The organism is Saliniramus fredricksonii (assembly GCF_900094735.1).
Classification (GTDB): Bacteria; Pseudomonadota; Alphaproteobacteria; order Rhizobiales; family Beijerinckiaceae; genus Saliniramus; species Saliniramus fredricksonii.
Genome location: NZ_FMBM01000003.1, coordinates 300910 through 319969, shown reverse-complemented (window position 1 = coordinate 319969; position 19060 = coordinate 300910). Strand labels below are relative to the sequence as shown.

Here is a 19060-nt window from a genome sequence, read left to right as displayed (position 1 = left end):
CGGCGCTGTTGCCATAAATCAGTGCTCAGCGGTTCGTGCGCAACGTCTCCAGCAGCGCCATATTGGCATAGCCATCCGCCGGCAGGCCGCGCCCGCGCTGGAAATTGCGCACGGCCTCGCGCGTCTTCGAGCCGAACATGCCGTCGATATCGCCGCGATAATAGCCCAGATCCCGCAAACGGCGCTGCAATTCCTCGCGCTGGGAGGTGTTCATGCGCGGCTCGTTGCGCGGCCAGCTCGCCTGCACTGCGGCACCGCCCGTGAGACGCTCGCCCAGAAGCGCCACGCCGAGCGCATAGGCATCGGAGGAATTGTAGCGCTTGATCACGTCGTAATTGGCGGTGACGAGGAAGGCCGGGCCGTTCGAGCCGGCGGGCTGGAACAGACTGGCCTCGCCACGATTGGGCAGCGAACCGCCGGCTGCGGGGCTGAGGCCGAGGCGCGCCCATTGCCCGAACGAGGCTTTCTCCACGCCGTAATCGAAATTCGAGGGCAGACGCACCTCCATGCCCCAGGGCAGCCCTGGCTGCCAGCCGTGTTCGCGCAGATAATTCGCGGTCGATGCCAGCGCATCGGGGATCGAGTTCCAGATGTCCCGGCGCCCGTCACCATCGCCGTCGGCGGCAAAACGCAGATAGCTCGTGGGCATGAATTGCGGATGCCCCATCGCCCCCGCCCAGGAGCCCTTCATCGCGTCACGGGAGATCTTGCCCCGTTCGAGGATTTCGAGCGCCGCCAGCAACTCTCCCTGGAAGAAATCGCCCCGATGGCCCTGATGCGCCAGGGTGGCCAGCGAGCGGAAGACGTCCTTCGAGCCCTTGTAGCCGCCGAAATTCGTCTCCATTCCCCAGATCCCGAGCACGATGGCCTGCGGCACGCCATAGGCGCGCTCTACCGCCGCGAGGTTCTGCCCGTGGCGCGAGCGCGCCTCGTTGCCCAGCCTTATCCGGGTGGCCGAGACCGCGCCGTCGAGATAGTCCCAGATCGGGCGCGCGAATTCCGGCTGGCGCTGGGTCAGGCGAATCACTTCCTGATCGGGAGTGACTCCGGCAAAGGCGCGGTCGAAGGTGGCGCGTGACACGCCGCGCCGCTCGGCTTGCGGGCGCAGGCTCTCGAGATAGGCCGAGAAATCGGCCGGGCGGGTGCTGTTGCCGGCATTGGTTTGACTCGGTGCATCGCGTGATGCGGCCTGGATGGAACCGGTGCGTTGCGAATCACCGCGTTCGGCGAAGGCATTGCCGCCGATACAGCCGCCCAGCGGCAGGATCAGCGTTGCGCACAGCGCAAGGCGCAGGCGCGCCCGAACGGATGGCCGCAACGCAGATATCTGAACGGCGGACGAACGGCGGCGCATCGGGAATATCCTCGTCTCGGGCACAGGCCTCCTCAAAGCACCAAATCATGATGAAGGAATGTTTAATCGGCAAGCTGCCGGAAGATGACGAAATGGTCATCTTCCGGACACGCCCGTGCCATTGCCGACCGACCATGCTCAGCGCATCGAAACACGGATCAGGACGACATCCCATGAAGATACTCGCTGTGATGACTTTCGCCGCCGCTACGGCACTTGCGAGCGTTCCCGCGATTGCCGAAGGCCCTGCGCGCGGTGGCCCGGGCGATCCGGGCGGCCCCGCCGCCATGCTCGATCAGGATGATCGTGCCGCCCTCGCCGATGCGCGCATCGCCGCCATCCGTGCGGGATTGCGCCTCACGCAGGAGCAGGAGGCCCTGTTCGAACCGGTCGCCGAGGCCCTGCGCGCCATGAGCCACAATGCCGCACCAGGCTTCGGCAGAGACGGGCGCGATCCGGGCATGCGGCAAGGCATGCGGCAAGGCATGCGCGACGGCATGCGCGACGGCATGCAGGAGATGTCGCGCGACGAGCGCCGTGCGATGCGTGCTGACATGCGCGAGAGGCGCGGCGAGGGTCAGGCCCATGATTTCATGGAGCGGCTCGAGCGCCGCAGCGAGATGGCGAGCACCAATGCCGCCATGATGGCCGATCTCACCCAGGCCATGCGCCCGTTCTGGGACGGACTCGATGCCGATCAGCAGCGCCTTCTGCCCATCCTGATGCAGCCGAACATGACAATGGGTCAGAATCGTCACATGCGCTACGGCGACTCCCGCAGCGGCCATATGGGCGAGCACGGCCCCCGCCGGATGCGCGGGCACGGTGCCAGCGAGTAAGCGCCTGACCCGGTGTGACGGCGCCCGTGGCGCCTCGGCGCAAGGCGTTTCACATTACTGCCGCACGGCGCGTCGTGGCCCGGCCCGGCTCAGGCTGACCGTGCCGTCGGTCGTGCAGGCGAGACGAATCCCGGCGAGTGTGCGCCCCGGCAGCGCCTTGCCCTGCCGCAGCGCCTGTTGCAGCGCGCTGGTCAGGGCCTCGATCTTCTCCAGGCCGGGGCCATAGCCATGTGCCCCGGCAGCGCCCCCGCCGCAGGCGAGGAAGGCGCGTTGCAAGACGCGCCGGGCGATCGCGACCGGGGCATCGCGCAGCACCGCGCCATCAAGGGTCAGCGCGCCGTCGCAAGCGGCGAGACGCGCCCGTGTGAACAGAACCTCCGCCGCGTGATCCAGCGCCTCGCGGGTCTCGCTTGCGCGCCGCGCCAGACGGGTCAGGCGTGACGCCGTGAGGCCCTCCTGCGCCAGAGCGGGCAGCAAGGCGCGCAGCCGGGCGCGGGTATGGCGAAAATCCGTGTTGGCCGGATCACGCACATGCCACCAGCCGAAATCTTCGCAGGCCGCGATCAGTCTCGCCTTGGCGATGCCCAGAAACGGACGCACCAGCGTGATGCCGGTCCCGGCCTCTCCGGCGACGGCATCGAGTGGCGCGCGTTCCGCCATGCCCGCGAGCCCGTCAATGCCGCTGCCGGCGCAAAGCCGCATCAGGACCGTCTCGGCCTGGTCGTCCTGCGTATGCGCGGTGAGGACGATTGGTGCCTGCGCTGCGCGGGCTTCGTCGGCAAGCAGGCGATAGCGTGCGGCGCGGGCCGCCTGCTGGATCCCGACCGCAGGGGCCGCGTCATGCTCCCAGCGACGCGCTCTTGCCGCAAGCCCGAGCGCCGCCGCCTGTGCGACGACCTCGGCGGCCTCGCCGGTGCTCTCGGGGCGCAAGCCGTGATCAATGCTCACGATGGTGACGCGATGGCCTTCACCACGCGCCACCAGCGCCGCGACGGCATGCATCAGGACGGTGGAATCCGGACCGCCCGATACGGCGGCGACGAGGGTTTTTTCGCCCGGCGCGAGCGCGGCGGCGATCAGCGCCGCACCTGCTTCGGGCAGGAGCGGCGCGCCATCATCCGTATTCGCGGGATCTTGCGGCGTCACGCGCAGCCGGCGCGTGACGCCTCACGCGCAATGTTGTCCCGCATCGCCTCGGCGGCCTGCGGATATTGCTGCGGAATCTCCGCGAAGGTTGCGCAGGCCTGCTCCAATGCGCCGATTTCGACGAGGGCGCCACCAAGTCTCAACATGGCCTGCGGCGCGACATCCGTCTCGGAATATTCTGTCGAGACGGTCAGAAACTGTTCCGCCGCCTCGCGATAGCGCTCCTGCCCGCGATAGCTCTCGCCGAGCCAGTAGCGCGCCTGCGGCGCCAGATCGTCACGCGGGTGTGATTGCAGGAACTGGCGGAAACCCATCTCGGCATCGTCGTAGGCGCCTTGCAGAAGCAGCGCGTAAGCCGAATCATACAAGGTACGCGGATCCGCGTCACCCGTGGCCGCGATGCTTGGACGCGGTGCGGTATCGCCGGTATCCTGCGCGGAGGCATCACCGTTGAGATCGCGATTGCGCAATTGCGGCAGGCTCATCGTGAGACCGGAATCGCTGCCCGTCTGCGCGTCTTCGCCATTGCCGAGGATCGCGCCGGGGAGGGCGAGCGGCGCGGAGGGCTGCGTCGAACCCAGCGGCTGCGGCGTGCCGGGCGCCAGCGGGTCTCGCCCCGGATCGAAGGCATCGCCGCGTCCCGGCCCGGCCTGTTGCAACGGTGCCTCGGATGAAGGCTGCGCGGCATCCGGCGCATCCATCTGCGGCGTGGCGGGCACAGGGTCTTCGGCAGGCGGCGTATTCTGCCCCGAGCGCTGCGGCGCAGGCCCCGCGCCCAGTTCATCGAAGCGGAACGCGACATCTTCCTGCATGCGCTGGAGGCGTTCGCGCAGCTGGCGATTCTCGAATTGCAGTTCCTCCACCTGCCCGGACAGATTGCGCACCTGCCCTTCGAGCTGGTTCAGCCGCAGCACGATCTCGGACAGGTCCTGCGCCTTCGCCGCAGCCGGGACGAGCAGGCTGAACCCGGCAATCAGCGCGGCGACGGCGAACGCGCGCGCCGGGAATCCCGCGAAGAATCCGATCAAGGGACGAATCCGCAATGTCTTCATGGCCAGAAAAATCCTCGAATACGACGCCGTAGCCCTCCGGAGCGCCGATTGCAACGCCTTATCACAAATCTGCCGGAGAGGCTAAATTATGGCGATGACGCGCAGATGCGGCGACCGGGATCAGGGAACATCCGCACCGGCACCCGGTTGTGCTCCGCCATCACAGATCGCGCGCAGATCAGACCATTGCGCATCGGCGAGCAGCGGCGCCGTTGCCGCTTCCGCGCGCGGCGATCGCCGTACCGGTGCGGTTTCCCCGAGAGCCCTGACGGCGCCTTCGCGCTGCTCTCCCATCGGATGGGTGGCGAAGAGCCCGTCATCCTGCGCGCCGAGATCGAGCAGGAAGCCGGCGAAGGGATGGGTGGGGCGCCCCAGCGCCCGCAGGCTCTGCGCGGCGAAGCGATCCGCCGCAAGCTCCTGCTGGCGCGAATGTGACGCCATCAGGCTCGCCTGCGCAAGCCCGGCCATGACGCCGCCACCGATGAAATCGCCGAAGAACAAGCCCATCAGAAAGCCCGTCCCGCCCGCGCGGATGAGATTGCGCAGACCGTCGCGATGCGCCACATGGCCGATCTCGTGGGCGATGACACCCGCCAGCGCATCGGGGCCGTCGACGTGTTTCAGCAAGCCCGCGAACACGTAGATCTGCCCGCCCGGCAGAGCCACCGCATTGACCTGGTCGCGCGCGACGACGCCGACCTGCGGATCGACATGCAGATCATGCAGCGCCGTCAACCGCGCGGTCAGCTGCGCGAGGGCCGCGTCGCCCCCTTCGCTCTCGCAGGTCACCAGATCGAACCGCTCGCGCAGCGCCCGGTCGACCATCTCACCGAGACGGATCTCGGCCCGGGCTGGGACCAGCGGCGCGATCCGGTCGGCAAGAGCCGGGATCAGGAAGACGATCGAGGCCATGATCGACACCGTCGCGGCGATCAGCCAGAAGACCAGCCGGCGGTGTTCACCGGCGCCGCCCCGCCATCCGCCGCGCGCACCGATATGCTGCAACACGGCCCGGCGCGCCACCTGATCATGGATATGCACACGTGCGCCCCCCTCGCCGCAGGCCAGAATCAGCCGGTCATCGGGACCGGAAGGGCGGTGGATCTCCCGGCTCGGCCAGAATACCGGCTCGCCCTGCTGCGTGATGAAGCCGATGCCGTCGGGCGTGAGCTGCAGCATCACTGCCTGCTTCTGTGCATGCACGCCGTCAAAATAGCAGCCCGGCAGCGCCTCCCCAGCGCCGCATTGCGGCTCATGGGCCGAGTGAGAAGGCATCGGCCAACCCCTCTCCGGCGCCCGCCGAGGCCGGCTCGCAATAGCGGAGGCGTTCGATGAGTGCCTGCGGCTGCGTCACGCTCAGCGTGCTCATCACCGCGACCCAGACCCCGCGTTCGACGAAATAGCGCCGCATGGCGCCGATCAGCGTGAGCACCACGAGAATGCCGGCGACTGTGAGAACTGCGGAAAACGTGCTCGGCTCCTCCGAGGTGCCGAACAGGGCACGGGTCTCCTCGGGAAAATGCTGCGTCAGGAAGAGGGCGATTATTCCTAACAGCACCATGATGAGAAAGAGCAGGAGCAGCATGCCCGCGCCGAAGCGCAGATAGCAGCCGACGACCTGCCGCGCCCGCAGCGCGGAGACGAAACGCGTCGTGCCGAAGGACAGGTGATTGAGCCGCCAGCGATGCCAGATCGCGATATAAACCGCATAGAAGGTGAAGCCGACCACCAACGTTGGGATGATCGCGAGCGCTGGCCCCGTCATGACCTCGCGCAACTCCCGCAAGTCGGGAGCGGCGGCCGTGATCAGGGAGGCCAGAAGGGGCACGCTCAGGATACCGATCACCAGCCAGACCAGCGCCGTGATCATCCAGCCGAGATAGACCCGCCATGCCAGGCTCCAGCCCGTGCCGGAAAACTGCGCCTTCTGGTCCCCGATCCGGCATCCGCCGATCAGGTAACGGTCGAGGGAAGCGCGGCGAAACGGGATGGCGAGGCCGAGGCTGAGGATGGCTGCCGAATCCCAGCCGATGCGGCGCATGAAATAGCCGGCGAATTGGGCATCGAGCGAACCGGCAATGCCGCGATAGCGGCTGCGCGTGATGCGATAGGCGAAAGTGCGGAACTGGGCGAATTGCTGCAGGACCATCAGCCCGAAAAAGGTTGGCCCCGCCAATGAGACGGAGCTGCCGAAGGATGTCAGCCCCAAAAGCGTCAGCAGCAGATTGATGGGGATCAGCACGGCCATGCCGATCAGGAAGCCGCGCAGCAATTCACCCCCGCGACCGGCATATTCGAGCGGCTCGCCGGCAATGACGGTGTTTCCCCAGAGATGGCGCCGGATATCCGTGATCAGCCAGAAACGATACAGCCCGAGCGTCGGCAGCGTCAGCAGGCTCCCGCGCGCGAGCAGGCCGGCGAAGGCCGCGCGGGTCCCGGTGAACGCGACGTTCTCCTGCGCGCCGGCGCTCGCGGCCACGGGCGGCTCATGCGCATCGCGAATGGTCGCACCGGGTCGTGCCGGTATCGCCGCGACGGGCATCGGGGGCGATGCCGGCGCAGGGCATGGCGCGCCGGGTCCGGCGGCCTGGGGATCGCCGACGCGGCGGCCTGGCGCGGCCGTCATGGCGCGAACGCGGCTGATCGGAACGGCGGGAACGGAAAGGCGTGCGGATATCATCGAATGTCACTATCTTTAATAGCAAAATGATCGTATAGCATATCTTATATGGAAAACGATCCCGGATCGTCAATTTGCGACCGGGATCATGGTAAAACAAAAAGTGCTCCCATGTGCGGCGACAACCGGCCCGTCGCGGCCATCACAAGGTCAGCCCGCCATCCACATGCAGCACCTGGCCGGTGACGTAGCCGCCAAGGGGCCCGAGGAGAAAGGCGATCAGGCCGGCCACCTCCTCGCGACGCCCGAGCCGGCGCATCGGAATATCGGCCTTGATCGCCTCCCAGGCATCAGCGCTCAGCGAGGAATGGCCGCCATCCTTCTCGGTATAGCCCGGCGCGACCGCATTGACCGGGATGCCGCGCGCGGCATGTTCGGAAGCGAGGGTGCGGATCAGCGATTCGAGCCCGGCCTTGGCGGCGGCGCTGGCCATGAACAGGCCTTTCTGCGGATAATGCGCCGCACCGAAGGAACTGACCGCGACGAAACGCGGCCAGGGCGATTGCGCCACGAGCGGCATCACCGCCTTGGCCAGGGCGAAGCTGCCGAGCGTCATGGCCCGCCAGGCGGCTTCGAGATCATCGGCCCCCGTATCCGCCAACGCGCCGCGGCGCGCGTAACCGGCTGCACTGACCACCTGATCGAGCCGGCCGTATTCGTCCTGCGCGGCCCGGGCGAGGGCGGGGGCGGTGTCCGGATCGGCGAGATCGCCGGTGACGCAGATGCAACGTGATCCCGCCTGAGCGAGTTCGCTCGCAACGGCCTCCAGTGTTTCGCGGCGTGCACGCGTATGCAGCACGAAGGCCGTGTCGGGCGCCGCGATCCGACGTGCGGTTTCGGCGCCGATACCGCTCGCCGCGCCCGTGACCAGCACGACGCGGGCGATCGCCCCGCCATGCATCGCCCCGCCATGCATCGCCGCGCCATGCATCGGCCCGCTCATGCGTCGTTCTCCTCTTGCGATGCACCCGAAGCCGCGCGCTCACGTGCCCTGCGGCGCTGCTGGCGCGGCTGGATCCAGGCGAAGTAGAAAGCCAGCAGGGCGGCGGTGAGCAGCAGCAATACGGCGATCCAGGAGCTGACGAGAATGGTCGGGTCGCCGCCCGAAATGCCCAGCGCCCGCCTGAAATTGCGCTCCAGCAAAGGTCCCAGGATGACGCCCAGCAGGACGGGGACCAGCGAGAATTGCAGGCGCTGCAACAGCCAGGCGCCGATCCCGATCACCACCATGGCCCCCATGGCGAAGAGGCTGCGTTCGGACACATAGGCGGCCACCACGGCAACGGCTGCGATCATGGGAAACAGAACGGCGTGATCGATCACCGCGACACGGGCAAACCACGGCAACAGCAGCAGGCCGAGCACCATCAGCACCAGATAGGCGAAGAGGAAACCCACCATCAAGGGCAGCACGAGATCGCCGGCCTGCGTGAACAATTGCGGGCCGGGCACGATCCCCTGGATGACCAGCGCGCCCAGAATGACCGCCGTCACCGAATCACCGGGAATGCCGAAAGCCAGCATCGGGATGAAGGCGCCCCCGGTCATGGCGTTGTTGGCCGATTCCGGCGCGACGATGCCCTCTGGAATGCCCGTGCCGAACTTTTCCGGATGCGGCGAGGACCGCTTCGCCTCGGCATAGGCGAGAAAGGCGGCCATGGCCGCACCGGCACCAGGCAGGGCACCGATCACGGCGCCGATCAGAGAGGACTTGATCGGCAGTTTCCAGCCGACCTGGCGCCAGACCGGCACGAAGGCGAAGATCCGCCAAAACGAAATCCAGGCCACCTGTCTGGGGCGCGACAGCGGCTCTTCGAGCCGGCGCAGCACCTCCGCGAGGGCGAACAGACCGATCACCAGCGGGATCAGCGGCACGCCGGTATAGAGGCGAAAAACCTCGAAAGTGTAGCGCGGCACACCCGCGAGATCGATGCCGATCGTGGAGATCATCAGGCCGATCACCGTGGCGATCAGGCCCTTCACCAGGGATTCCTGGCTGACCGCCGCGACGGCGACGAGTGCGAGGACGACCAGCGCGAAGATTTCGGGCGACTGGAATTCCAGCGAGAAGCGCGCGAGCTGTGGCGCAAAGAGAATCAGAAGGACGCCCCCGACCAGCCCGCCGAAGACGGATGCGGCAGTGGCCAGCCCGAGGGCCAGCTCGGGCTTTCCCTGCTTGAGCATCTCGTGGCCATCGAGCATCGTCATGGTGTTGGCTGGCGCACCGGGCACGCGCACCATGATCGCCGTCGCCGAGCCGCCATAGATGCCGCCAACGAAAATCCCGGTCATCAGCAGGATCGCCTCGAGGGCCGGCATGCCGAAGGTGAAGGGCAGGAGCAAGGCGATGGCCAGCGTGGCCGTCAGCCCCGGTACGGCCCCCACGAAAACGCCCAGCAGAACGCCGAGGCAGACGACACCGAGCAATTGCAGATCGCCGGCGAAGAGGCCGATCGCGCCAGGCAGTTCAGCCAGCATGAGATACTCCGCTGCAAAACGGGAGAATGATGCCAAGTGGATCGCAGGATGCCATGCACATTGCCGGTCTCATGACAGGAGCCCGAGCGGAAGGCGTGCATTCAGCAGCACACCGAAGAGCAGATACATGAAACCGACGGCCCCGATTGCCGCGAGCAGGGTAACCCAGAGGTTGTCGCGGCGAAACAGGAGCGATATCGCGCCCGCATAGAGCGCCGTGGCGATCACGTAGCCGAGGGTCTCGAACACGGCGACGAAGGCCAGGGAGAGGCCGGCGGCGATCAATGCCCGCACCAGACCCGCCCGGGCCGAGACGCGCGCGCGCATCGTTTCCTGCCCTCCCTGTTCCTGCGGTTCCGGCGGCGAGAGCGCAGCCCCGGCTATCAGCCAGAGCGACAACACACCCAGAAACAGGGCCAGCAATGTGGGAAACATGCCTGCACCCGGATCGCCGGAGCGCCCGGGGCGGAACGACTGCGCCTCCAGCCCGTACCAGATCGCGATTGCGAGCAGGAGGATGCCGATGACGGCGTCGCCCCTCAAAAGCTTGCGCGGCAACTGCATTCACGTCCCCTCTGAATCACGGGTAACCCGCGACCTGATGGCGATGACGAAAGAAAGGGGGCATGCGGTTGCAGGCGATCCGCGCGCAACCGCATGAAAAGCAGGCCGGCGCCGCAGCGCCGGCATATCCGTTCAGTCGGTCAGGCCGAGATCGGCCATGAGCTGCCCGATCACCGGAGCGATGGCCGCCATATAGGCAATGGAGGCCTCCCGATCGAGCCAGCGCTCACCGATGCCGGCCTCTTCGGCCCAGGCGAGAAATTCCGGATCCTGGAAGGTGTCGTACATGGCCTGTTCGAGCACTTCCACGATCTCGACCGGCGTGCCGGGAGGCGCCGCGAGCAAGCGGAAGCTGCCATAGACGACATCGTGACCGAGTTCGACGAAGGTCGGCACGTCGGGCGCCATCTCGACGCGCTCGTCACCCATCACCGCCAGCACACGCATCTCCCCCGAGCGGACATATTCCATCACGGGCGGCAGGCTGATCACGGCAGCCATGGTCTCACCGCCGAGCAGCGAGGTGACCTGCGGTGCGGCGCTCTCGTAAGGCACATGGTTGAGCTCGATGCCGATTTCCTGCTCCATGGCCACTGCGTGCTGGTGCCAGACGCCCCCGGTGGAAGCGTTCGAGACGGTCACGCTGCCGGGTTCGGCCTCGGCTGCAGCGATGAATTCGTCGAGGTTGTCGAAATCCTCCGCACGCACCACGAGGGCGCTGGCATGTTCGGTCACCATGCCGATGATCTCGAAATCCTCCCACGAGACCGGGGCCATGTTCTGATATTCGACGGTGAGAATATCGTAGGTCAGGGTGCCGATCGTATAGCCGTCAGACGGCGCGCCCTTGAGCGTCATCCAGCCGACGGAGCCGACGCCGCCGGTGACGTTATCGGTATAGATCGACGTGCCAAGATGCTTCTGCATGTACTCGACGAAGCCGCGCATCACCGTGTCGGTGCCGCCACCTGCGCCCCAGGGCATGATGTGACGCACTTCGCGATCGGATTCGGGATACTCGGCCTGTGCCGGTCCGGCCAGGACGAGCGCCCCGGCCATCAGGCCGGCGCCGAGAATGGATAGACTGCGAATTCCCTGCATGATTCTGGTTCCCCTGTTGTTGTCATGATTCTCGTTTACGCAACGCGATTACGGGTCTTCTCTCCTGCGTCGATGCTCTGTTCCCGGATCGCGACCGGCATCCCGCTTGCGCATGCGACCCTCATGCGCGAAACCTGTCAGGCGCGTAGGGCGCCGGATCGATATTGGACGGCGTCCCCGTCAGCATGCCCGCGAGCAGACGCCCGGTCTTGGGGCCGCCGGTGAGGCCGATATGGTGGTGGCCGAAGGCGGTATAGACCCGCGTGCCGCCCACCTCGCCGATCAGCGGCAGGCTGTCGGCGGGGGCCGGGCGATGGCCGAGCCATTCCGCCTCGCCGGTCGCCTCCAGATCGGGGAAGGCGCGGCGCACCTGACGCCGCAACAGCGCCAGCGGGCTTTGCGAGGGTCCGGCTTCGAGACCGCCGAATTCGACGATTCCGGCACAACGCAGACCGCCTTGCATCGGCGTCGCCACGAATTTTCCACTCGCCACCATGATCGGCAGATGCGGGCCGTTTTGCGCATTCTCGAAAACGATGTGATAGCCGCGCTCGCTCTCCAGCGGCACATTGAGCCCGAGCTTCTTCATCAGGGGCTTCGACCAGACGCCGGTGGCGATGACGCAATCGCTGCACGCAAATCGCCCGGCATCCGTCTCCACCGCACGGATGCGCCCGCCGGAGAGATCGAAATTCTCGGCGCTCGCCGCCACGATGGTGCCGCCCATGCCTGCGAAGACATTTGCCAGCCGCGCCACGTAGCCGCCGGGATCGCGCACGAAACCATGATCGCTCACGCTCACCAGGCAGCCGATATCGCGCCCCAGCGACGGCTCGTATTCGCGCAATTGCGCGCCCTCGCGCACCACCGGGCGAAAGCCTGCCTCCTCGCGGATCCGCCAGGTATAGGAATCGGCCTCGAAAGCCGCGCGGTCGGCATAGGCGAAGCAATAATCGCTGTCCTGTACGAGCGCAGCGGCGGGCGTGCCGTCGGCGAGGGCGTGATGCTGTTCGAGGCTGTCGGTGACGATCGGGGTGAGGCCCCGGGCGATGCGCTGCGTATCGCTGTCATTGGCGTGGGAGAGATAGCGCATCAGCCAGGGGGCGAGCCTGGGCAGATAGGACCAGCGCAGAAACAGCGGAAAATCCGGGTTCATCAGCATGCGCGGCGCCTTGCCGATCAGCCCCGGTGCAGTGACGGGTGCCATGGAACATGCGGCGAGCACCCCGGCATTGCCATAGGAGGTGCCCTGTCCGGGAGGGGCGCGGTCGATCAGGGTGACGGGGATGCCGGCGCGGCGCAGCCAGATACCGGTGGAAACGCCGACGATTCCGGCGCCGATCACCACGACATGCTTTTCCTCGCGCCCCGCCTGTGCCATCTGCCTCACCCCATCCAGCGCCGCACCGGCGCGGCGGCTTCTTCCAGGGGCTGGGCAATGACATCGACGAGGGTCGGCCCGTCCGTCTCCACCGCCTCGCGCAAGACGCGCTCCAGATCCTCCGGCCGCTCGACGCACCAGGATTTCACGCCATAGGCGGCGGCGACGGCGGCGTGATCGGTGCGCCCGAAATCCACATTGTAATAACGCGCGCCCTTGTCCGCCTTCTGGCTCGCCTTGATCCAGCCATAGGCGGAATTCGACATCACCACGAAGGTGATCGGCGCCCGCGCGCGGCAGATGGTTTCGAGCTCGCCTGCCGTGAAGCCGAAGGAGCCGTCGCCCATCAGCGCCACGACCTTGCTCTCGGGCCGCCCGTACCAGGCCCCGAGCGAGGCCGAGAGCGCATAGCCGAGCGCCCCGTGGGCGCGGTTGGTGATGAAATGGCGGCCAGCACGCGGCAGGGTGAAATAGGCCGAGAAATACGGGCAGGTCGTGCCCGGATCGGAGACGAGTGTCGCGGTCTCGGGCAGAATCTTCTGCAAGGTGGCGACGACACGTTCGGGCCGCAGCGGCGTCTCGCTGGTCTCGGCATGGCGCATGAAGGCTTCAAATTTGCGCCGGCGGATATCGGAGGCGATTTCCGCCCCGCGAAAGCGGGCGCTTTCATCCTCGCGCGCATCGAGCGCTGCGTTGAGCTGGTCGAGGGCAAGGCGCAGATCGCCCAGCACCGCGACTTCGGCCTGGTAATTGGCACCCAGCACCATCGGGTCGCTGTCGAAATGCACGATGCGCGAGCCCGGATCCGGGGCCTCCCAGCGCGCGGTGGTGGTCGAGCCGGCGCGGCAGCCCATGAAGACGACGAGATCAGCACTGGTCATCGCCTCCCAGGTCTCGTCGGTGCCGCCATTGGAGCCGACCACGCCGACGCAGACGGGATTTGTCTCCGCGAGCGAGCCCTGGCCGGAAATCGAGGTGGCGACGGGGATGTCGAGCCGGTTCGCGAAACGCTCCAGCGCATCCATCGCCCCGGCGATCACCACGCCGCCGCCGCAGACGATCAGCGGGCGTTTGGCCGAGAGGATCGCATCGAGCGCGGCCTCGGCCGCCCCCGGTTCCGGCGCCTGCGGATAGGCCGGATAATGGCCGAGCTTGCGATCCGCCCAGATATCGGCGGAATCGACGTCGTCATACTGGATGTCGTAGGGCAGGCCGAGATGCGACGAGCCGGGGCGCCCCGTGGTCATGGCGCGAAACGCTGCGCGCATCATGCGCGGAATGTGTTCGGCCTTGCGGATCACCGTGTTCCACTTGGTCAGGGGCCGCATCAGCGCCTCCTGATCGACTTCGGTCAGCGGAAACTTGCCATAGGTGGAGACCGAGATGTCGGTGGTGATGGCGAGCACGGGGATCGAGCTCTCCCCCGCCTCGATCAGGCCGGGCAGGATATAGGTCGCGCCACCGCCCGAGGGGCCCTCGCAGACACCGACCTTGCCGGTGACGCGGGCATAGGCATCGGCCATGTAGGTCGCCGAGCGCTCGTCGCGGGTGAGCACATGGGTGATGCCGTGATCGAGCTGAAGCATGGCATCATAGAGCGGCAGGCTGGTATCGCCGCACAGGCCGAAGACGTGTTTCACGTCATGTGCCTGCAACATGCGCACCACGGCCTCGGCGCCATTCATCCGGTTTGACACGCGCGATCTCCGGCTGGCCGGTCACAGTCGATCTGCGACACGGTTGCATCAGGCGGCGAAAGTTTCTGCCAATGCAGGGTTTTTTCGCCTTGTTTATTGTATACAGTACGGCATGCAATAAGCTGTGCAAGTGTGAAAAGCGATGCATGGCGTGTGAAACGGCCCATCCGGATGTGCCGGTGCGGGCGTGCGGGGGTGAGGATGGCGCGAGGCAATGTCGACCGGATTCATGCGCAGCTGCGGCGCATGGCGGCCGATTTCGAGATCAGACCGGCAACGCGCATCAACGAGGCGCGCATGGCAACCGAACTCGGCGTCAGCCGCACGCCCCTGCGCGAAGCGCTCAACCGCCTCGTCGCCGAGGGCTTCCTGACCTTCCAGAGCAATCACGGCTTCTTCTGCCGTGCCCTCGATCCGCAGCAATTGCTCGATCTCTACGAGGCCCGCGCGGCGATCGAATGCGAGGGGCTGCGGCTCGCCGTCACGCGTGGCAGTGATGCCGATATCGCGTCGCTTGCGCGCTTTCATGACGAGACGCTTGATGAATATGCCGGCTGCACCGACCCGTTGCGCCAGCTCGCCATCGACGAGGAATTCCATGCCCGGATCATGGCGCTGTCCGGCAATGGCGAACTCGCGCGCCTGCTCGACAATATCCACGGACGCATCCGCTATGTGCGCATGATCGGGCTCAAGGATTTCTACGAGCGCGCTCGCGCCGGGAGTGGCGCGGCAGCCGGGAACGGGGTGGTGCAGGATTCGCGCGTTGTGCGTCAGAGCCGAGCCGATCACGCCGCGATTCTCGCGGCGATCGTGGCGCGCGATACCGACCGGGCCACCGCCCTGATGCGCGAGCATATCGAATGGCGCCTCGCCGACGCCACCCGCGCAGTGGGCCTCGCCATCTACGAAATCCACCGCAACAGCGCCTGAGGGCGCCGCGACCGGGCGTCAGGCTGCGAGGCCGCCATCGACGATCAGGGTCTGGCCGGTCACATAGGATGCCCTGGGGGAGATCAGCCAGGTCACCGCTTCGGCGATCTCGTGGGCCGCGCCATAGCGGCCCATGGGGATGCGTGCGAGGCGGGTCTCGGTGGGATCGCGGGTATCAACGAAGCCGGGCGCGACGGCGTTGATGCGGATGCCATCCGCTGCCAGCGGCCTGGCCGCGAGGCGGATATAGCCGTCGAGGGCGGCGCGCTGGGCGACAGAGGGGGCGAAATCCTGATCGGTCCGGGCGATGGCGAAGCTCGACAGGGCGCAGATCGCGCCCTTGCTCTCGGCCAGCGCAGCACGGGCATGGCGCACGAGGCGAACCGTGGGCAGCATCATCATGTCGAGGGCGCCGTGCCAGTCTTCATCGGTGATATCGAGCACGGGCTTTTTTGCGGCATGGCCGGAATTTGGCACGATCGCATCGATCCGCCCGCTCTTCGCGAGCGCCGCCTCGACGAAACCGGCGAGATCTTCGGCCTTGCTGACATCGCCGATGAATGCGAAGCCGCCGATCTCCGCCGCCAGCGCCTCGGTCTTGTCAGAGCGCGCCATGATACCCACAAGATACCCTTCCGCCGCCAGCGCGCGCGCCACCGCGCCGCCGATACCCCCGCTCGCCGCCGTGACCAGAGCCGTCTTCTGCACGATCAATCCTCCCCTTCGATGCTGCTTTTGCAGTGTGCCGATGGCAGGTGCGCCGTCTTCTGCGGCGAAATCCATGCATGGCTCCCGGCGCGATCACGCGGCGGTCTTGCGCTTTTCGTATTGTCCATGCTTGCGAAAACGCTTGAGATAGCCCGGCACGATCGCCTCGAGCGAGGTCGGCGTGATCCCCAGAGCCGCGAATGTGCGCCCCTCCGCCTCGGCTTGCGCTGAGACGACATTGTCTTGCGCGAGCATCAGAAGCTGGTCGCGGGTGAGCACGATCTCGTCCGGCATCAGGCCGAAGGTGAAGCGGTCGAGGGTTTCGGTGATGCTGGCCTGAAGCCGCGCGAGGGCCGGAGGCATCGCCGCGATGATGCGCTTGCGCTCGGTCACGGTCAGCACATAGGCGAGCAATTCACGGAAGCTGTAGACGCCCGGACCGCCGAGTTCGTAGATCCTGCCGCCTTCGACCGCGCCGTCCACGGCCCGCGCCACCGCCTCGGCCACGTCACCGGCATAGACCGGCTGGAAACGCGTATCGGCGCTGGCAATGGGCAGGACGGGGAAGACCCGCGCCAGCGCCGCGAAACGGTTGAAGAAGGAATCACCCGGACCGAAGACGATGGAGGGACGCAGGATCACCGCCTGCGGCGCCACGGCCAGGACCCGCGCCTCGCCCTCGGCCTTGGTGCGCCCGTATTGCGCGGGGCTCTCGGGATCGGCGCCGATGGCGGATATCTGCACCATGCGTGCGCCATTCTCGCTCGCCGCCCGCGCCACTGTCTCGGCGCCGACGGTCTGGAGCGCCTCGAAGGTCTGACGGCCGCCCTGCTGCAGGATGCCGACGAGATTGACCACCGCATCCGCGCCCTGCGCCGCCGCGCGCACCGATTCGGGATAACGCAGATTGGCCTGGACCGCATGGATCTGGCCGACGGCACCGAGCGGCTGCAGATTCTGCGCGAGATCGGGCCGGCGCACGGCGACGCGCACCCGGTAGCCGCGTCTGGCCAGTGTCTGCACGACGAACCGACCGAGAAAGCCCGATCCGCCGAAGACGGTCACGAGCTTCCCGGTCACGGGGTGCGGCTGCTGGTTGGAGGCGCTCATCATCATCCCCTGAAAACTGTCTGTCGACTGTACATCGACACGGGGCGTTCAATAGTCAAATCCGGCCCGCCTGTGAAGCGCCGTTTGCACCGCATCATCAGCGCGAGAGCATGAGGCCGCCATCTACCGTCACTGTCTGGCCCGTCACCATGGCCGCGCCGGCCAGCAGATAGACCATCACTTCCGCGATATCCTCCGGCGTGCAACGCCGCTCCAGCAGCGCCTTCTCGGCACTGGCCCGGCGTTTTTCCGGCGTCCATTCCACCATCCAGGGCGAATCCACCGCACCCGGCGCCACCGCGTTGACGCGCACCTGTGGCGCGAGCCCGCGCGCGAGATTCCTGGTCAGGCTGATCACGCCGGCCTTGGTGGCGCCATAGGCCATCGAGGAGCCGGGGCTGTCGAGCCCGGCGATCGAGGCGACGTTCACCACGGCGCCATTGCGTTCGCGCAAAGCCTCCGCCGCGGCACGCGTACAGCGAAACAGCCCGCGCAGATTGACCTGGAGGACACTCTCCCAGAGTTCTTCGCTCAGGGCGTCGAGCTCCGCCGGCGGGATCAGGCGCGTCGTGCCCGGCGTGCCGGCATTGTTGACGAGCCAGTCGAGCCCACCCAGAGCGGCGACCGCCTCGCGCACCATGCGCGGCCCGTCATCGCCATCCCCGACATTGCCCGGCGCGGCGATGACGTCGTGCCCGAGATCGCGCAGCCGCGCCACCTCGTCGGGCCCGCGTGGATCATCTTCCAGATGGTTGAGCGCCACGCGGCACCCCGAACTGGCAAGCAGCGTCACCGTGGCGAGGCCGATTCCGGAGGCGCCGCCGGTCACCAGCGCCGTGCGCCCGGTGAGATCATAACGGATCATGGCTTGCTTTCCTCCATATCCGCTGCCTCTTCGCCTTTCTGCTCACCCAGCAGCTTCAGAAGCGCGATCAGCCGCGCGTCGCGTTCGGCTTCGAGCTCTTCCATCGAGCGCCCCGCCATCAGCGCGTCGACGCCTTCGATCAGGGCGCTCTTGAGGGCGTCGTCGAAGACGGGCGTGCGCTGCATCGTCGCCCACCAGGCCTCGAAGGCGGGGCCGAACTGCTCCACCGAGGCGCGGATACCGCCGCGCCCGCCGGTCATGTTGAAGATCATGTTGGGGCCGTAGAGCGCGTAGCGCAGGCCGGGCCCCTGGGCGATCGCCGCATCGATATCGGCGGCATCGGCGAGTCCGTCCTGGAGACAGTTGAAGGCCTCGCGCCAGAGCGCGACCTGGAGCCGGTTGGCGAGATGGCCGGGCACCTCCTTCCTGAGCATGATCGGATGCTTGCCGATATGCGCGTAGAAGGCATGCGCCCATTGCGCCGCTTCCGGATCGGTGAATCGCGAGGCCACGACCTCGACCAGCGGGATCAGATGCGGCGGGTTGAAGGGATGGCCGACGACAAAACGCGGCGCGCTTTCCAGCCCCGCGACCAGATCGCTGAGGATCAGCCCCGAGGTCGAGGTGGCGAGGATGCTGCGGGCAGGCAGGGCCTTGTCGATGCGCTTGTAGAGCGCCTGCTTGATCCCGAGGCGCTCCGTCGCATTCTCCTGCACGAAATCCGCCTGCGCCACCGCCTCCTCGGGCGTGTCGACGCAGGTGAGCCGGCCGGCGGGGTCACGCGCGGCGCCGGTCTGTTCGACCTGCGGCATGGCATGGGCGGTGAAGGCTTCAAGCCGCGCGCGCCAGCCCTCGGCGGGATCCCAGGCGACGACGTCGTAGCCGCGTGCGAGAAACCACGAAGCCCAGCTCGCACCGATCGTGCCGGTTCCCAGCACCGCAACGCGGCGCACCTCGGCGACGGGGACGTAACCGCCCATGTCTTCCTCCCTGAATTGATCGTTCTTCTGCCACGCCATAGGAGCACCGAAAGCCCGCGATGGGCCAGTGATGAAACCGTGACGAAGGGCGCTTTCCGGTGAGGTGCGATGCCCGCACGGCGCCGCGGCGGGCTTTTCCCCGCGCGGCTTCACGGCTAACCTGCGGTTCGGG

Annotated in this window: 17 protein-coding genes; 2 read left to right on the top strand and 15 right to left on the bottom strand. The window is 67.0% G+C overall.

Annotated features, from left to right (window positions below):
• Positions 1-25 precede the first annotated feature (25 nt).
• The gene (locus GA0071312_RS18795) at positions 26-1354 is read right to left on the bottom strand and encodes a lytic murein transglycosylase (protein ID WP_083204760.1); all 1329 of its coding nucleotides are present in this window, start codon (positions 1352-1354) and stop codon (positions 26-28) included.
• A gap of 173 nt (positions 1355-1527) precedes the next feature.
• On the opposite strand from GA0071312_RS18795, the gene GA0071312_RS18790 reads away from it, so the two are divergent.
• Positions 1528-2193 carry a hypothetical protein gene (locus GA0071312_RS18790; protein ID WP_074446541.1) on the top strand — a complete coding sequence of 222 codons (666 nt, stop codon included), beginning with the start codon at positions 1528-1530 and terminating at the stop codon, positions 2191-2193.
• Positions 2194-2247: 54 nt separating this feature from the next.
• Here GA0071312_RS18790 and tilS read toward each other — a convergent pair whose 3' ends face one another.
• From tilS to GA0071312_RS18735, 10 genes are all read right to left on the bottom strand, one after another.
• Positions 2248-3339, bottom strand: a complete 1092-nt coding sequence (gene tilS, locus GA0071312_RS18785) for a tRNA lysidine(34) synthetase TilS (protein ID WP_238947343.1) — start codon at positions 3337-3339, stop codon at positions 2248-2250.
• The gene (gene ybgF, locus GA0071312_RS18780) at positions 3336-4367 is read right to left on the bottom strand and encodes a tol-pal system protein YbgF (RefSeq protein ID WP_238947342.1); all 1032 of its coding nucleotides are present in this window, start codon (positions 4365-4367) and stop codon (positions 3336-3338) included. The genes tilS and ybgF overlap by 4 nt, the downstream gene beginning before the upstream one ends.
• Before the next feature lie 144 nt (positions 4368-4511).
• On the bottom strand, positions 4512-5666 hold the full coding sequence (locus GA0071312_RS18775; protein WP_083204758.1) for a M48 family metallopeptidase: 1155 nt from the start codon (positions 5664-5666) through the stop codon (positions 4512-4514).
• On the bottom strand, positions 5644-7017 hold the full coding sequence (locus GA0071312_RS18770; RefSeq protein WP_165604079.1) for a DUF898 family protein: 1374 nt from the start codon (positions 7015-7017) through the stop codon (positions 5644-5646). The genes GA0071312_RS18775 and GA0071312_RS18770 overlap by 23 nt, the downstream gene beginning before the upstream one ends.
• Positions 7018-7213: 196 nt before the next feature.
• Positions 7214-8014, bottom strand: coding sequence for an SDR family NAD(P)-dependent oxidoreductase (locus tag GA0071312_RS18760; protein WP_238947341.1), 801 nt, complete (start codon positions 8012-8014; stop codon positions 7214-7216).
• The gene (locus GA0071312_RS18755; protein WP_074446537.1) at positions 8011-9549 is read right to left on the bottom strand and encodes a tripartite tricarboxylate transporter permease; all 1539 of its coding nucleotides are present in this window, start codon (positions 9547-9549) and stop codon (positions 8011-8013) included. Before GA0071312_RS18755 ends, GA0071312_RS18760 begins: the two co-directional genes overlap by 4 nt.
• A gap of 69 nt (positions 9550-9618) precedes the next feature.
• A complete protein-coding gene (locus tag GA0071312_RS18750; protein ID WP_074446536.1) occupies positions 9619-10113 on the bottom strand; it encodes a tripartite tricarboxylate transporter TctB family protein in 495 nt (164 codons plus the stop codon).
• Positions 10114-10245: 132 nt separating this feature from the next.
• Positions 10246-11214 carry a Bug family tripartite tricarboxylate transporter substrate binding protein gene (locus GA0071312_RS18745; RefSeq protein WP_074446535.1) on the bottom strand — a complete coding sequence of 323 codons (969 nt, stop codon included), beginning with the start codon at positions 11212-11214 and terminating at the stop codon, positions 10246-10248.
• A gap of 121 nt (positions 11215-11335) precedes the next feature.
• Positions 11336-12595: an NAD(P)/FAD-dependent oxidoreductase gene (locus GA0071312_RS18740; RefSeq protein WP_074446534.1), complete on the bottom strand. Its 1260-nt coding sequence runs from the start codon at positions 12593-12595 to the stop codon at positions 11336-11338.
• A gap of 5 nt (positions 12596-12600) precedes the next feature.
• Positions 12601-14292: a thiamine pyrophosphate-binding protein gene (locus GA0071312_RS18735; protein WP_074446533.1), complete on the bottom strand. Its 1692-nt coding sequence runs from the start codon at positions 14290-14292 to the stop codon at positions 12601-12603.
• 201 nt (positions 14293-14493) lie between these two features.
• Here GA0071312_RS18735 and GA0071312_RS18730 point away from each other — a divergent pair, with 201 nt between their 5' ends.
• Positions 14494-15225, top strand: coding sequence for a GntR family transcriptional regulator (locus GA0071312_RS18730; protein ID WP_074446532.1), 732 nt, complete (start codon positions 14494-14496; stop codon positions 15223-15225).
• Positions 15226-15243: 18 nt separating this feature from the next.
• Here the strand turns inward: GA0071312_RS18730 and GA0071312_RS18725 are convergent, their stop codons facing one another.
• The 4 genes from GA0071312_RS18725 to GA0071312_RS18710 form a co-directional block, all read right to left on the bottom strand.
• Entirely contained in the window at positions 15244-16008 is a 765-nt protein-coding gene (locus GA0071312_RS18725; protein ID WP_238947340.1) for an SDR family oxidoreductase, read from the bottom strand.
• A gap of 18 nt (positions 16009-16026) precedes the next feature.
• Positions 16027-17043 (bottom strand): complex I NDUFA9 subunit family protein, encoded by a 1017-nt coding sequence (locus GA0071312_RS18720; protein ID WP_074446613.1) that lies wholly within the window; start codon positions 17041-17043, stop codon positions 16027-16029.
• A 97-nt stretch (positions 17044-17140) separates the two neighbouring features.
• Positions 17141-17908, bottom strand: coding sequence for an SDR family NAD(P)-dependent oxidoreductase (locus tag GA0071312_RS18715; protein WP_074446531.1), 768 nt, complete (start codon positions 17906-17908; stop codon positions 17141-17143).
• Positions 17905-18888: a 3-hydroxyacyl-CoA dehydrogenase NAD-binding domain-containing protein gene (locus GA0071312_RS18710; RefSeq protein WP_074446612.1), complete on the bottom strand. Its 984-nt coding sequence runs from the start codon at positions 18886-18888 to the stop codon at positions 17905-17907. The genes GA0071312_RS18715 and GA0071312_RS18710 overlap by 4 nt, the downstream gene beginning before the upstream one ends.
• Between the last annotated feature and the right edge of the window lie 172 nt (positions 18889-19060).

Coding starts and splice junctions, on each gene's coding strand:
- GA0071312_RS18760 (WP_238947341.1), bottom strand. CDS start 8,014: ATGAGCGGGCCGATGCATGGCGCGGCGATGCATGGCGGGGCGATGCAT.
- GA0071312_RS18725 (WP_238947340.1), bottom strand. CDS start 16,008: ATGGATTTCGCCGCAGAAGACGGCGCACCTGCCATCGGCACACTGCAA.
- GA0071312_RS18795 (WP_083204760.1), bottom strand. CDS start 1,354: ATGCGCCGCCGTTCGTCCGCCGTTCAGATATCTGCGTTGCGGCCATCC.
- GA0071312_RS18750 (WP_074446536.1), bottom strand. CDS start 10,113: ATGCAGTTGCCGCGCAAGCTTTTGAGGGGCGACGCCGTCATCGGCATC.
- GA0071312_RS18710 (WP_074446612.1), bottom strand. CDS start 18,888: ATGGGCGGTTACGTCCCCGTCGCCGAGGTGCGCCGCGTTGCGGTGCTG.
- GA0071312_RS18755 (WP_074446537.1), bottom strand. CDS start 9,549: ATGCTGGCTGAACTGCCTGGCGCGATCGGCCTCTTCGCCGGCGATCTG.
- GA0071312_RS18790 (WP_074446541.1), top strand. CDS start 1,528: ATGAAGATACTCGCTGTGATGACTTTCGCCGCCGCTACGGCACTTGCG.
- GA0071312_RS18770 (WP_165604079.1), bottom strand. CDS start 7,017: ATGACGGCCGCGCCAGGCCGCCGCGTCGGCGATCCCCAGGCCGCCGGA.
- GA0071312_RS18775 (WP_083204758.1), bottom strand. CDS start 5,666: ATGCCTTCTCACTCGGCCCATGAGCCGCAATGCGGCGCTGGGGAGGCG.
- GA0071312_RS18720 (WP_074446613.1), bottom strand. CDS start 17,043: ATGAGCGCCTCCAACCAGCAGCCGCACCCCGTGACCGGGAAGCTCGTG.
- GA0071312_RS18730 (WP_074446532.1), top strand. CDS start 14,494: ATGGCGCGAGGCAATGTCGACCGGATTCATGCGCAGCTGCGGCGCATG.
- GA0071312_RS18745 (WP_074446535.1), bottom strand. CDS start 11,214: ATGCAGGGAATTCGCAGTCTATCCATTCTCGGCGCCGGCCTGATGGCC.
- GA0071312_RS18715 (WP_074446531.1), bottom strand. CDS start 17,908: ATGATCCGTTATGATCTCACCGGGCGCACGGCGCTGGTGACCGGCGGC.
- GA0071312_RS18740 (WP_074446534.1), bottom strand. CDS start 12,595: ATGGCACAGGCGGGGCGCGAGGAAAAGCATGTCGTGGTGATCGGCGCC.